The organism is Amycolatopsis sp. NPDC031561 (assembly GCF_055580625.1).
The window spans coordinates 36,235-49,576 of sequence record NZ_JBVILA010000026.1 but is presented as its reverse complement, the minus strand read 5'-3'; the positions used below and the strand labels follow the sequence as shown (position 1 = coordinate 49,576).

Annotated in this window: 11 protein-coding genes; 3 read left to right on the top strand and 8 right to left on the bottom strand. The window is 69.8% G+C overall.

Annotated elements, in window-relative coordinates; all coding sequences use genetic code 11:
• Nucleotides 1-61: 61 nt before the first annotated feature.
• Nucleotides 62-1,216 (top strand): non-hydrolyzing UDP-N-acetylglucosamine 2-epimerase, encoded by a 1,155-nt coding sequence (gene wecB / locus ACZ5IK_RS36325; protein ID WP_465491804.1) that lies wholly within the window; start codon nt 62-64, stop codon nt 1,214-1,216.
• An 88-nt stretch (nt 1,217-1,304) separates the two neighbouring features.
• Here the strand turns inward: wecB and ACZ5IK_RS36320 are convergent, their stop codons facing one another.
• Nucleotides 1,305-2,627: an NAD(P)/FAD-dependent oxidoreductase gene (locus ACZ5IK_RS36320; protein WP_465491803.1), complete on the bottom strand. Its 1,323-nt coding sequence runs from the start codon at nt 2,625-2,627 to the stop codon at nt 1,305-1,307.
• 5 nt (nt 2,628-2,632) lie between these two features.
• On the bottom strand, nt 2,633-3,445 hold the full coding sequence (locus ACZ5IK_RS36315) for a glycosyltransferase (RefSeq protein ID WP_465491802.1): 813 nt from the start codon (nt 3,443-3,445) through the stop codon (nt 2,633-2,635).
• A 348-nt stretch (nt 3,446-3,793) separates the two neighbouring features.
• Between ACZ5IK_RS36315 and ACZ5IK_RS36310 the strand changes: the two genes are divergently transcribed.
• Both ACZ5IK_RS36310 and ACZ5IK_RS36305 read left to right on the top strand, forming a co-directional pair.
• Nucleotides 3,794-5,209, top strand: a complete 1,416-nt coding sequence (locus ACZ5IK_RS36310; protein WP_465491801.1) for an exopolysaccharide biosynthesis polyprenyl glycosylphosphotransferase — start codon at nt 3,794-3,796, stop codon at nt 5,207-5,209.
• Complete coding sequence (locus ACZ5IK_RS36305) at nt 5,191-6,513, top strand: putative glycoside hydrolase family 15 protein (RefSeq protein ID WP_465491800.1); 1,323 nt, start codon at nt 5,191-5,193, stop codon at nt 6,511-6,513. Before ACZ5IK_RS36310 ends, ACZ5IK_RS36305 begins: the two co-directional genes overlap by 19 nt.
• On the opposite strand, the gene ACZ5IK_RS36300 is transcribed toward ACZ5IK_RS36305, so the two are convergent.
• Genes ACZ5IK_RS36300 through ACZ5IK_RS36275 form a run of 6 tightly spaced genes read right to left on the bottom strand, consistent with a single transcriptional unit; the run spans nt 6,442 to nt 13,339 of the window.
• The gene (locus tag ACZ5IK_RS36300) at nt 6,442-7,596 is read right to left on the bottom strand and encodes a glycosyltransferase family 4 protein (RefSeq protein ID WP_465491799.1); all 1,155 of its coding nucleotides are present in this window, start codon (nt 7,594-7,596) and stop codon (nt 6,442-6,444) included. The two genes, ACZ5IK_RS36305 and ACZ5IK_RS36300, sit on opposite strands and share 72 nt — an antisense overlap.
• Complete coding sequence (locus ACZ5IK_RS36295; RefSeq protein WP_465491798.1) at nt 7,593-8,702, bottom strand: glycosyltransferase; 1,110 nt, start codon at nt 8,700-8,702, stop codon at nt 7,593-7,595. Before ACZ5IK_RS36295 ends, ACZ5IK_RS36300 begins: the two co-directional genes overlap by 4 nt.
• On the bottom strand, nt 8,699-10,135 hold the full coding sequence (locus ACZ5IK_RS36290; protein ID WP_465491797.1) for an oligosaccharide flippase family protein: 1,437 nt from the start codon (nt 10,133-10,135) through the stop codon (nt 8,699-8,701). Before ACZ5IK_RS36290 ends, ACZ5IK_RS36295 begins: the two co-directional genes overlap by 4 nt.
• Nucleotides 10,132-11,400: a glycosyltransferase 87 family protein gene (locus ACZ5IK_RS36285; RefSeq protein WP_465491796.1), complete on the bottom strand. Its 1,269-nt coding sequence runs from the start codon at nt 11,398-11,400 to the stop codon at nt 10,132-10,134. Before ACZ5IK_RS36285 ends, ACZ5IK_RS36290 begins: the two co-directional genes overlap by 4 nt.
• Entirely contained in the window at nt 11,397-12,272 is an 876-nt protein-coding gene (locus ACZ5IK_RS36280; protein WP_465491795.1) for a YveK family protein, read from the bottom strand. The genes ACZ5IK_RS36285 and ACZ5IK_RS36280 overlap by 4 nt, the downstream gene beginning before the upstream one ends.
• On the bottom strand, nt 12,269-13,339 hold the full coding sequence (locus ACZ5IK_RS36275) for a glycosyltransferase (RefSeq protein WP_465491794.1): 1,071 nt from the start codon (nt 13,337-13,339) through the stop codon (nt 12,269-12,271). Before ACZ5IK_RS36275 ends, ACZ5IK_RS36280 begins: the two co-directional genes overlap by 4 nt.
• Nucleotides 13,340-13,342: the final 3 nt, after the last annotated feature.

The following is a 13,342-nucleotide window of genomic DNA, read 5'->3' as shown; positions in this document are numbered from 1 at the left end:
CACCATGACCGTGGGTCCGGTGAGTAGCGTGCGTGAAAACCCGCTCCGAAAGGACGTCCGAATGTCGATCGCCGCCGACCTCCGCGCACCGAAGACGGATCACCGAGGTGCGTCGCGCTCACAAACGGCCGGCGGTGTCGTACTGGTCTGCGGGACCCGGCCGGAACTCATCAAGCTGGCGCCGCTGATGCGTCACTTCGGGGAGAACGGTGCGATCGTCTACACAGGACAGCACTACGACGACTCGCTGTACTCGCGTATCCGGGCGGACTTGCCGCCCTCGAAGCAGTTCCACGAACTGGGGGTGACCGCCAGCGGCCGTGGCGCGCAGCTCGGTGAGGCGATCAGCGCCGTCGACGAGGTCCTGAACGCCTACCCGCACCCGGTCGTGCTGGTGCAGGGCGACACGACCTCCGCGCTCGCCGGTGCGCTGGCCGCCAACGCGCGCGCACTTCCGCTGGTGCACGTCGAGGCCGGGCTACGCAGTCACGACCGTGCGATGCCAGAGGAACACAACCGGGTCCTGATCGACCATGTCGCCGATCTCTGCTGCGCTCCGACCGATCTCAACCGGCTGAACCTCCTGGCCGAGAACATCCCGTCCGAGCGGATCGCCGTCACGGGCAACACCGTCGTGGAGGCACTGCGGGCGGCGCTCCCGGCCGCTGGGGATCGTGCCGACGTCTTGGCCGCTCGCGGACTGTATCGGGACGAGTACGTCCTCGCCACCATCCACCGGCCGGAGAACGTCGACGATCCCGAGCGCCTGGCGGAGATCCTGCGCGAGCTCGGTGAGCTGCCGCTCCCGGTCGTGTTCCCGTTGCACCCTCGGACCGGCAAGAGCGTGGAACGGTTCGGGCTGACCAGGCTTCTGGGACCTCTTATGGTTCTCGAGCCACAGGCCTATCCGGCGTTCCTCGCCTTGGCCGCCGAAGCCGCCGTGATCGTCTCGGATTCCGGTGGTATCCAAGAAGAAGTGAGCGTGCTGAAACGACCGGTGGTCGTGGTGCGGCGGAGCACCGAGCGCCCCGAAATCTCCGGCCTGTTCGGGGTTCTGGTACCGCCCGGACCACTTATCGGGGCGGAGACCGCGGTGTGGCTGAACGACGTCGCGGGGCACCGCGAGCGACTCAGCCGTCTTCCCTCGCCGTACGGGGACGGGTCGGCCTGCCGCCGGATCGCCGACGCGATCGAGGCGAGGTTCCCGCTGATATGAGGGACTGAGGTAAGCAAAGGGGTCGAGTTGGTCGTGGGGGGGGGGGGGGGGTTTTACCCCCAACCCCCCCCCCCCCCACGACCACCGGTCACGGTACCCGTGCTCCGACCTCACGCCGTCCGAGGTCGTCGAGGAGCCGGTCGGTCACGTCATTCACGAGCTTGACGCTCGAGTTCCAACTCGTCACGTCCGGGTAGACGTGTGCGGTGGTGGCCAACCGCAGGCTCGTTCCGTCCACAGTGGTGGGTGGTCGCTGCGCGAGATAGCCCAGTGGGTAGACCGGTTCGACGAACGGCGCCTTGAACACCCGCACGTCCTCGACATCGTCCGTCGTGAGTTCGGGGAAGAGGTCGATGAGCTGGGCCGTCCACTGTGCGGCGATCCCGGCCGTGTCACGGGCGAAGAGCCGCGAAGCGCGATCGGTGTAGCGCATGACATAGACGAGATGGGAGCCCCCGTAGGCTTCCGAGCCGGCGAGCGCGGACATTTCGACCACGCCGTCGAACCCGGTGCCCGAGCGCAGCACGGGGGTCCAGTAGTGCCCCGTCAACGGGCGGCGGAGGAAGAACGCGGCGGTGACCACACCCTGATAGGCGAGTTCGGTCCGGGGAAGGCGGACAGCGAGTTCCTCGTCGGCGAGTCCGCGCAGTACCGGCAGGGGCACCGTCGAAATCACCTGGTCGACGGTGAGTACTTCACCGTCGTTCAGGGTCAGGGAACTGCCGTCGGCGGTGCTGTGCAACCGATGGACCGGTACAGACGTGCGGACGGTCCCGCCGGCGTCCTCGATGGCCGCGCGCAACGCGTCGATGATCGCCTTGTAGCCGCCGCCGGGGTATCCCCGCGTCGCGACGTTCCGTTCGCGTCCCAGCCGTTGCCACAGGTACAGGGCGGGGACATCGCCGAAAGAGGAGCCGAACTTCGAACCGAACATCGGAGCGAAGAGCTCCTCCCACACGCGACGGCCGTAGAGCCCTCGCAACCAGTCCTCGGTGCGGAGCGTGTCGAGGTCTCGTCCCCGCCCCGATCGTCGCAACAACAGTGACACGGCGCCGAACCGCACCCTCTCGTGGAACCGGAGCGGTGTGAACCGCAGCAGGTCGAGTGCCGAGTTGAACCGGTGCCGTCGGCCGTCGACGACCATGCCCATGGTCGTTTTACGCCATCGGACCGAGTCTGCCAGGCCCAGCTCCTCCAGCAGCTGAAGGAGGTCGTCGTCGGTCGGCATGACGCAGTGGTAGAACCGCTCCACCCACTGGTCCTGATGCGCGAAGAAGCTTCCGAGGCCGCCGAGCTGGTCACTGGCTTCCAACAGCGTCACGCGGACACCGTGGCGGGCGAGCCGGTGAGCGGCGGCCAGGCCGCAGATGCCGCCGCCGATCACCGCGACGTGCGAGGAAGAGGTCGTCACCAGGTTCACAGCTTCCGGAAGGGCGCCGGGCTGAGCCGATCGCGGGCGAGCAATTTCACGTACTGCAGGATCGTCCGGCGGAGCTTCAGCTTGCTCGGCCCCTGTTTGCGGTCGTAGCGCAGCGCCAGCGGGATCTCCGTGATCACCGGGCTGCAGTGGCGGAGTTTGAGCAGCAGTTCCACCATGCAGGCGAAACCCTGTTCTTCGATGAGCCGCTCTCCCCAGTGGTCGGAAGCCCTCTTCAGAAGTGTGGCACGGTAAGCGCGGTAGCCACTGGTGAAGTCGCGGACTCCCTCGACGGCGAGCGCGCGCCGGAAGAGCTGTCCCGCCCCGCGGGAGAGTAGCCGCCTGCCGAAGGGAGCGGTCCGATCGTCGCCGCCGGCGACGAAACGCGAGCAGATGGCGACGTCCGAACCGGTCGCGATCTCCGCCTGCAGCAAGCTGATCAACCCGGGATCGTGAGTGTCGTCGGCGTCCATGACCACGACGATGTCGTCGGGACCCGACTCTCCCAGCGCCGCGCGGAGCCCGGACAGGACGGCACGACCCAATCCGAGATTGACCGCGTGCCGCACGACGCGTACCTCGAGCCCGCCGAAACCGGACTCCGCCACCGCCGCGGAACGGTCGGACGAACCGTCGTCGACGACCCAGACGGTGAGCTGTTCGGTGAGCGCCACGTCGGCGAGTCGCCGGAGCAGGGCGGGCAACGCCGCTTCTTCGTTGAACGCGGGCAGGACCACGTGCGCGCGTCCGCCTGTTCTCGCGTCTCGTTCTGGTTCCGCTCTGGTGGCCAGAGCGGTCTTCTCCACTGCCACGGTTCCCCTTCGGCGACTCGATATGGTCTGCGGCCGTAAACCTCAATTCGGCCGACAGCTCATATTCGGCTATGTTGAGCCCTTTCTTTAGGGCCTCCCAAGGTCCCCCGAAAGGAGGGTCAAACGTGCGACTACGTGGCGTTCACCTGCGTAGCTCAACGGGGTTCACCGTGTTCCCCGATCGTGCCTTTGCCTTGCAACAGAAGGTAAGCGCTCGTCGGCGGAACCGCACCGACCCCGAATGGATGAGCTTTGCCGGAGGCGGGGAATGACCATAGCGGAAGAAGTCATGAGATGTGGGACGTGCGACACGCGGCATTTCCGCGTATTTCGGAAAGGGTGGCGGCGGTGACCGAATTGAGAACGCCCACCCCAGCCGGGATGCTGCCGGGTCAGCGACGGCGCAAGCCTGCCGCGACACGGAAGCGGCCGTTGCTGATGAGGGTCAACGCCGTGGCGTTTCTGCTGCTGGCGGTCGATCTCGGCGCCTGGCTGGCGGCCACCGTGCTGACCGGCGCGGACCTGCCCGAAGCGGCCGTCGCCGGTGTGGCACTGGGGATCGCGCGGGTCGCCGGAAGAGTCCATCGGCGTCGCCTGTGGCTTTCCTGGTTGCAGGACCTGCCGCGATCGGTGGCCACGACCGGGATCGCGTTCACCTTGGTGGCCTGCGTGGCGCTGGTGGCCGACCCGCGGGCGCACGGGATGTCCGCGGCGCAGGAACTCGTGGTGATGTTCGCCCTGTTCAGTGAATGCGCCCGACCGTGGGTTTTCGCGCTCGGCCGGTGGGGACGCCGACGGCTCCGAAGGTGTGACCGTGCCATCGTCGTGGGAGCGGGGGAGAGTGGCGGCGAACTGATCCGGACCATGTTGCGGCACCCCGAATTCGGGCTGCTGCCGGTCGGCTTCGTTCCCTCCGACTCGGACCCGCGCAACGATCACCTCCCGGTGGAGGTGATTCACGATGGCCTGGCCGAAGCCATCACCCGTCATCACGCGGGGACGGTCGTGTTCGCTCACTCAAGTGACAGCGACAGCGCGGTCGTCGACGCGGCGGTCACGGCGCACAGGTTCGGTTGCGTCACACTGGTGCTGCCTCGTCTGTCGGTGCTCTGCCCGGACAGGTCAGGGACCGACCGGCTACGCAGTCATCCGTTGGTGTGGCTGGCCGGCGCGCCGACCCGTCGGCCCAGTTGGCGAATCAAGCGGGTGCTCGAGGCCGCCTTGGCGGCCGCCGCGCTCGGTGTCCTGGCGCCGGTCATCGCGGTATGCGCGCTGGCCGTCGTGATGGAGAGCGGGTTCCCGGTGATCTTCCGCCAGGTGCGGGTCGGGGTGGACGGCCGGACCTTTCTGCTCTACAAGATCCGCAGTGTGCGACAGGACACTGTGGACGACTCGCAGACGCGCTGGTCGGTGGCGGGGGATCGCCGGGTCGGCCCGGTCGGCCGGTTTCTTCGAAAGTCCTCTTTGGACGAGATACCGCAGTTGTGGAACGTCGTACGCGGGGACATGGCGCTCGTCGGCCCGCGCCCGGAGCGACCGGTGTTCGTCGAAGAGTTCTCCGCCGTCCATGATCTGTACTGGGCCAGGCACAGGGTCCCCACCGGCTTGACCGGCCTCGCGCAGGTGCACGGCCTCCGCGGGGACACCTCGATCGCGGACCGGGCACGCTACGACAACTATTACATCGCGAACTGGTCGCTTTGGCTGGACCTGAAGATCATCATCCTCACGGTGGGAGAACTGTGGTGCCGAAAGCAACGCTGAGGCGCGATCACCCGACGGCGACCAGGCTTTTCGCCGGATGCGCCGCGCTCGTACTGGCCGCGGGGTGCGTGGCCGGATGCACCTCGAGTTCGGCCGACGAGGTTTCGGCGCCGCCGCCGAAACCCTTGGCACCCTGCGCTTGGTGGTACGGGATCGGACAACCCCCGACGGCAGGCGACCTCGAACTGGCCGCGCGGCGCTATGACGTGGTGGTGCTCAACGCCGACCAGGCCCCGGCGATGCGGAAACTACGCGAACTCAACCCGCGGATCAAAATACTGGTGTACAAGGACTTGTCCAGCACCCGCAACTATGCGGGCGCGGTGAACGGCGGCGAGGACGCGGAGTTCCTGCCCAGCGGGATCGGCTACGTCGCGGCGCAGCGCGCGCACCCCGAGTGGTTCGCGACCGATACCCGCGGCGGCCGCATCGAGTGGCAGGGATACCCGAAACACTGGCAAATGACGGTGTGGGACGCGGCCTACCAGCAGGCATGGAAGACCGCCGTGGTGGCGGAGGTGACCCGGGAGGGCTGGGACGGAATCCTCGCCGACAACGACTTCAACTCGTTGAGTCACTACTCGTCGGCGATCCTCACCGGTACCGCGACCGCCGCCGAAACCGACCGGAAGCTGCGTGACGGTCTCGACGCTTTCCTGTCACTGGTGGGTGATGCGCTCCAGAAGGCGGGCAAACTGTTCGTACCGAACGTGTCCGAAACCCACCTGCTGCCAGGGCGCTGGACGGCGCACTCGCGGTTCGGCGGTGCCATGGAGGAGAACTTCGGCTTCCGCGAGAACGGGGGGAGCGGCGGTCTGCTCACCTTTCGCGGCAACGAGTTCCAGGAGCTACGAGCCCAGGCCGCGCTCGGTGAGTCCCTGTTGCTGCTGGTCACCCGGACGAGGTCGGCTCAGCAGGACAGGGCGGGATACGCCAGCGCGGCGCTGCTGGCGGGCCCCCGGACGTGCTGGACCCCGGCGACCACGGACGACTACCGCGATCCCGAATGGTCGAAACTGCAGGGCAGCGGCCTCGGAGAAGCGGTGGACGCCGCCGGCCGCCAGCCGAACGGGGTCTGGACCCGGACGTTCACCAGCGGCTGGGTCGCCGTGAACCCGACCTCGACGACACAGACCGTGACGCCTCCCGACGGTCTTGTGCCTGCGGGTAGTCCGCCCACCCGGTCCACGACTCCTGCACCGATCACGTCATCCGCGTCGTCGGCACCACCGTCATCTCCGCCACCGCCTGCCACCATCGACTTGGCGGCGGCCGACGCGGTGGTGATGGTCAAACCGAAGTAGCGACTCGTAGAGTTCGAGATGACGCCGCGCACAGACCTCCGGTGCGAACCGTTGCCGGGCTCGCGCGGCGAGCAGGACGCCGGTCCGGGCCTGAGCCGGATCGGCGAACAGCGTGCGCAAACGCGCAGCCAGTGCGCGAACGTCACCCGGCGGCACCACATGGCCCGGTCCCAGCATGTCGGCGACACCGCCGGTATCGGTGGCGATGACGGGCTTTCCGGCCGCCATCGCTTCCGCCACGACGAGGGGCTGCTGTTCCATGGTGGACGGCAGCACCAAGGCATCCGCGTTCGTCAGCAGCGCGGGAACGTCCGGCCGGAAGCCCAAGAACGTCACGCGCCCGCGCAAGGGAGGCTCCTGTGCGGCCTGTTCGGCTTCGGCCCGTTGCGGGCCGTCACCCACGACGGTCAGCCTGGCATCGCGGGGAAAGACACCGAGCGACGCGAGTGCGGCGAGCAGGTCGAGGATTCCTTTGCGTTCCACCAGCAATCCGACGAAGATCAGGTGACGGACCGGTCCTTTCGGTGGACTCGGCTCCGGCAGTTCGACACAGTTGTCGATCCGCGTCAGGCGTCCTGAGGGCACCCGAAGCCGTCGGTGCAGGAACCGGCCCATCGCTTCGGCGGGCACGATCGTGTGATCCAGGACCCGCGCGACCGCGGCGTCCCCGGTCAAGACCGCTCGCGTGTAGGCGGACGGCCCGTCAGCGCTCGGTGTGTCACGGAACCACGGTTCGGTCACGTCGTCCGGGACGCCGTGGTAGGTCTGTACGAGCGCCGGCCGGGTACCGAGCCCGGCGCGCAGGCCGGCGATCACGAGCCCCGCCCGCCGGTCCTGGGCGTGCACGACGTCCGGCCGCCACGCCCGGATCGCCGCCCGGGCACGACCGGCCGCGGACAGATTCTGTTTGCCTTCCACGAGAAGGTGTTCGTGATGGCCTTCGATCAACTCGGCTCCACGGGCGGGCACAGGACCGAAGACACGGACGTCGACACCCTCGTGGAGCAGGGTCGCGGCGAGACGCACGGTGACGTCCACCGGACCGCCCCGGTCCTGAGTCAGCAGATAGGCGATGCGTTTCACCGGATTCGCTCCGTGGAGGTGAGTTTGTCGACGAGGACGGCGAGCTGGTCGGTCATCCGGCTCCGGTCGAAGGACAGCTCCGCGCGGCGGCGTCCCCGTTCGCCTTCGCACCGGGCCAGTTCGGGGTCGGCGAGCCGGGCCGCCACCGCGTCGGCGAGCAGACCGAGATCACCCGGCGGCAGTACGGCTCCCGCGTCGGCGATGCTCTGACGTATCCCGCCGACGTCGAACGCGACCACCGACCGGGCGCACGCCATGGCCTCCAGCGGCACGAGCGCCATGCCTTCGGCCCGCGACGGGAGCACCACGACGTCCGCGGCCGTGTAGAACGCCGCGGAGTCGTCGGCATGGCCTGACCACCGCACCGAAGAATGCGTCGCGACGGGGTGACGTTCCCGCCACACGGCGCCCATCGGTCCGTCACCGGCGAGGACGAGCTTCGCGTTCGGAATGCGCCGCAGGACATCCGGCCAAGCGGACAAGAGCTGGTCCTGTCCTTTGAGCTCGGCCAGCCTGCCGAGGCAGACGACGATCGGCGCCTGTTCGGGCAAGCCGAGCCGTCGCCGCGCGGCCGCCCGGTCTCCCGGCGAGAACTTCGCCGTGTCGACGCCGTTGCAGACGACCTCCGCGTCGGCGGTGATGCCCGCACCCTGACCGGCGGCGAGTTCGTCGTCACTCACGCAGACGACGAGATCGGTCCACCGGGAGGCGACCCGTTCCCATGCGGCCGACGCCCGGCGCAGTGGTCCGCGCGCGGTTTCGAAGGACCACAGGTGCGGCTGGAACACTGTCGGACGGCTACCGCGCAGGGCCACGCGCCCGGCCAGGCCCGCCTTCGAGCTGTGCAGGTGCACGACGTCCGGCCGCAGCTCCGCCAAGAGCCGGTGCAGGCGTACCGTTTCCGCGATCGCACCGGGGCCGGGGGAGCGGCTGGCCCGCCAGCCGCGCACGTCGATGCCGAGACCGCGGGCGCTCGTGGCCAGCCAGCCGGAAGGCGGACACACCACGGTCACCGACCAGCCCCGATCCCGCTGCGCCACCGCGAGGTCCAGGACGACGACGGCCACTCCAGCCGTCGTCGGCTGGGAAACGTGCACGATCTTCACCGCGGCCCGCCTCGCCGTAGCGCGGACAGTTCGCCGCGCTGGAGCACGAGCGTCGCCCCGGCGTATCCGGCGAGGAGGACAACACCTTCACCGAGAGCGCCCGGAACCGAATCCGCGGGCCCGAACAATCCTGAGTTGGCCAGGAGCACGGCGGGCACCATGCCCACCGCGCACGCGCCGAGAACCCGAGCCGAGATCCCGGCCAATTCGCGCGCCGGTGGCGCGACGCGGAGTCCCGCCAGGACACGCCAAGCGATCGGCACCATCAACCAGGCGGCACCGAACTGGACGGCGGCGACGGCCGTGATCCCGAGCTGGGTCATCAGCACCAACCCCGCCGCGAGCAGCAGGAGATGAGCGCATTCCAGCGCCAGGTACCGCCGTGCGTGTCCGGTCGCCTTCACCGCCTGGTACCAGATCTGCAGCAGTCCGATCCCCAGGCCGTATCCCGCCAGCAGCGTCAGCGGGCCCGCCGCGTCCGCCCAGCGCGCGCCCAGCAGGACGACGCGATCGGCGAGGACGGCCAGTACGAGGTACAGGCCGCCGGTGACCACGAGCACGGCGCGGGTGAATCGGGTGACGGCCTCCGTCAGCGAACCGCGTTCGCGACGCAACCGCGTGAACACCGGGAAGGCGACCGCGCCCAGCACGACCGCCACCATGATGTACGGGACCCAGGCGAGCCGGTAGGCCAGCGAGTAGACGCCGACCGCATCCGGTCCGAGCACGTGCCCGACCGTCAAATAGTCGAGGTTGACCAGCAGCGCTCCCACCAGGGCGGCCGGTCCCACGACCGCGGCCCAGCGCAGCGCTTCACTCGCCGCGGCGGTGTCCCACTGAGGCCGCACTCCGCCGCCTGCCAGCGCACCGAACAGCGGTTGAGCGACGGCCGTGCACACGAGACCGATCACCAGCGAGGGAGGTCCGGCACCACCGGTGGCGAGCACGACCGTCACTACGGCACCGAGGATCGCGCTGCCGCCGTCGGGCAGCAGGCGGCGGCGGAAGTCCAGCTTCCGGTGCATCAAACCCATCTGCACCCCGCCCGCGGCCGAGAACGGCAGGCCGAGCGCGGCCAGCCGGACCAGCCCGGCGGCGTCCGGGGCACCGAGCAACGCGGTGATCGGCCCCGCCGCGGCGGCGAGGACGACGGCCAGGACCAGCCCGGCACCCACGCTCATCGTCAGTACCGTGCCCGCCATCCGGCGCGGATCCCGTTCGGTGCGGCCGATCACGTCGTAGACACCGACCGACTGCACCACCTGACCGAGGTTGACCAGCGACACCGCGAGTGCGACGACGCCGAGCTGGCCCTCCGTCAGCAGCGCCGCCAGCACCAGGGTGACCAGCATCTGGCTGCTCTTGCTGACCAGGTTGACAGCGCCGAGCCACAGCGAACCCCGTACCGCCCGGGTGCCGAGGTCGCCGGTCATCCGCCGCTCCCGGCCGCGACCGGCAGGGCGGTGGGCGCCCTGGTCAGCCGGACGGCGGTGGCGACGAGCAGGCACCACGCGGCGACGACGGCGACCCCGTCGACCGTGACGGCCGCGCGCGTGCCGAGCACCGAAACCACTGCCGAGTCCACTATGTACAGATGCGCGAACGGCACCGCCAGCGCGAGTACCGCGAACCCGGCCGCGCCCCACCCCGGCTCGGACCGGTTTCGCCACCACAGCGCGGCCACCGCCGCCAGCGCGGGCACGGTGATCAGCACGTCACCGGGCTGATGCACCACGCAGACCACCACGGCGAGACAGGTGAGCAGGTCCGCGACGGGCGTCGATCCCGCACGGTCCAGCCGCCGCACGAGCAGGACACTCGCGGCGAGCACACCGGCCAGGACGGTCAGCTCGATGCCGGACGGAACCCAGCCGGTGACCCGGAACAGTACGGCCGCGACGTCGATCCGTTGCGCTGTCGGGGAATCGACAGCGCCGTAGTCGGTGCCAGTGGCATGAGTGAGATTCGCTACGACGACGTCGAGGAACGCCCCGATCCCACCGCCACGGATCACCAGCAGCATCACGACCGGCAGGCTCGCGGCCGCCGCCACGGCGGTCCCGGCCAGTGCCACCCGCCGTGAACCCCTGGCGTACAACAGGATCGCCAGCGGAAAGCCGTACTGAGGTTTCAGCCACGCGAGAGCGAGGGCCAACGCCGCCCAGCCCGGCCGGTCCCGCCGGACGAGCAGCGCCCCCGCCGCGCCGACCGCGATCAGCGGATTGACCTGGCCGACGTAGAGCTGGGCCTTGCCGACCTGGCTCGCCAGCAGCAATGCCGCGACCACCGCGGTGGTGACCACGACCGGGACGGGAAGCAGCCGCCGGACCGCGTGCGCGGCCATCACCGCGAGCGCGAGCAGCAGCAGCGCGCCGAACACCGTGAAGGCCACCGCGCCCGCCCGGTAGCCGGGCAGCGCGAACGGCAGCTGGATCAACAGGTGGTACGGCTGGTAGAGATTGAAGTCCTGCCGCACCGGCCAGTGGGTGAACATCGCGGCCGGGTCGTAGGGGTTGCCGCCCGCGAGGAACTCCCGGATCGGGAAGTACAGCGCGTCACGGAAGTCCTGCAGCCGTTCCTCGGCCAGGTTCGCCGCATTCGGCAACGGCACCTGCCAGGAGGGCGCGAGGGCGTGCCAGGCGCTGAGCAAGCCGACGACGGCCGCGACGAGCACGACAACGCGGTGTCTCGTGCTCACGCCAGCACCACCGCCATGAGGACGGCACCGGACGGAAGCAGGCCGGCGACCGCGGTCAGCTCGTCGTATCGCCGTCCGGCTACCGCCACTACGGCGTCGCCGGTTCCGTTGCGGTCGGTCGAAAGCGAGGCAGCCAGCTTCGCGGCCGCCTCGCTGAATTCCGGAGCGACAGGCACCACGCGCAATGGTGAACCGGCCGCGAGCCCGAGCACGGCCAACCGATCGGCGGTTTCCGGGTCATCGGCCCGCAGCACCGTCACCGGACGGTGGATTCCCGCCGCGGCCAGTGATCGGCGCACTGAACCCACCTCACCGCGTAGCCTCCCCGGCGACAGCCGTCGGATCGCCGCCGTCGCGAGCCCTGCGGCCACCGCGGCGACCAAGGACAGCCCTGCCACCAAGGGCACGTCCGGTGCGATCACGGCCACGTCGGGCCGGGAGTCCAGCGGCCGCAGCCGACCCACCGGAGCCATCAGGTTCGCGTCGATCATCGCCTTGCCCAGTGCCGACGCGGTCGCTTCGGCTTGCCCCGCTGACGGCGCCCGCACGGAGAGACGCGCCAGCCCGGACGCCGGCACCAGCTCAACCGACACCTGTCGTCCGAGTTCTTCCGGTGAGAAGCCGGAAACAGGCGCCGCCGCCCGCAGAACCGAGGGGCTGCGGGCGAGTTCGACCAAGGCGGGCAAAGCAAGGGAGACGACCTCGCCGTACTGCGCGGTCGAGCCGTCTCCTTGGCCGGAAGGTTCGGCCAGCAAGCTCACCCGGCCCTGATACTGCTCTCCCCGGGTCAGGCCCACGGTCAGGACGAGGACGCCGATCGCGAGCGCCGCCGCACAGCTGATGACGGCGGTCCGCGCCGCCGGGTTCTTCACCGGCCACCTTCGATCGTGGTCCGGAGCAGTTCGTCGTAGGCCTTCATCACGGTGTGCGCGTCGTACTCCCGTTGGACGGTGCGCAGCCCCTCGGCGGCGACGTGCTCCCGGGCGGCCCGATCGTCCAGCAACAAGCCCAGCGCTTTCGCGGCGGCCGCAGGGTCACCGGGTGGCACCACCAGTCCGGCCCCGCCGGAGAGCACGTCACGGACGCCGCCGACATCGGTCGCGACGACCGGGCGCCCGGCCGCCATCGCTTCGAGCACGGCCAGTGGAAGCCCTTCCCAATCACTGGTCAGCACCATCACGTCGGCCGCCGCGAGCAGATCGGGCACATCTTTGCGAGTGCCGAGGAACCGGACCCGCCCGCCCAGCGGCTCGCTGAGTGCCTCGAGTTCCTCGCGAAGGCTCCCGTCGCCGGCCAGCCACAACACCGGCCCGCCTTCGAGCCGGGCCCAGGCGTCCAGGAGTACGTCGTGGCGCTTCTGCGGCTCCAGCCGGGCGAGGCAGAGCGCGACTGGTGTGTCATCCGCGACCCCGAGCGCGGCGCGGACCCTCGCGCGGCCGAACACCGGCCGCTGGGCGAACACGGCGTTGCGGATCACGGTCAGGTTGCTCAAACCCGCTTCGGCCAGCTGGTCGGCGGTGGCGGAGGAGACCGCGACGACGCGGTCCGACGTGCGCCGCACGATCCGCGCGGCCGCGGGGAGGTCGTGGGCGGCGACGCCGTGGAAGACGGTCACCAACGGCGGCCGTCGTCCGGGTATCAGCGCGAGCCGGGAGACCAGGCTCGCACCGACGTTGTGGGACAGCACGGCGTCCGGGCGGAACTCGGCGATCGCCCGGCGCACCGCCCACGCGGACCGCAGCGCGCCCGTCCTGCTGCGGAGGGCGAGCGGTACGGGGAAGGTCCGCACGCCGTCGTCGGCCAGCGTGTCGGCGCGGAATCCACCATTACTGGCGACAGCGGACGTCCAGCCGTACTCCTCACCGCGAGCCACCATGCCCGCCACGAGGGTTTCGGCCCCGCCGGCACCCATCTCACTGATCACGTGCAGGACACGCATCGG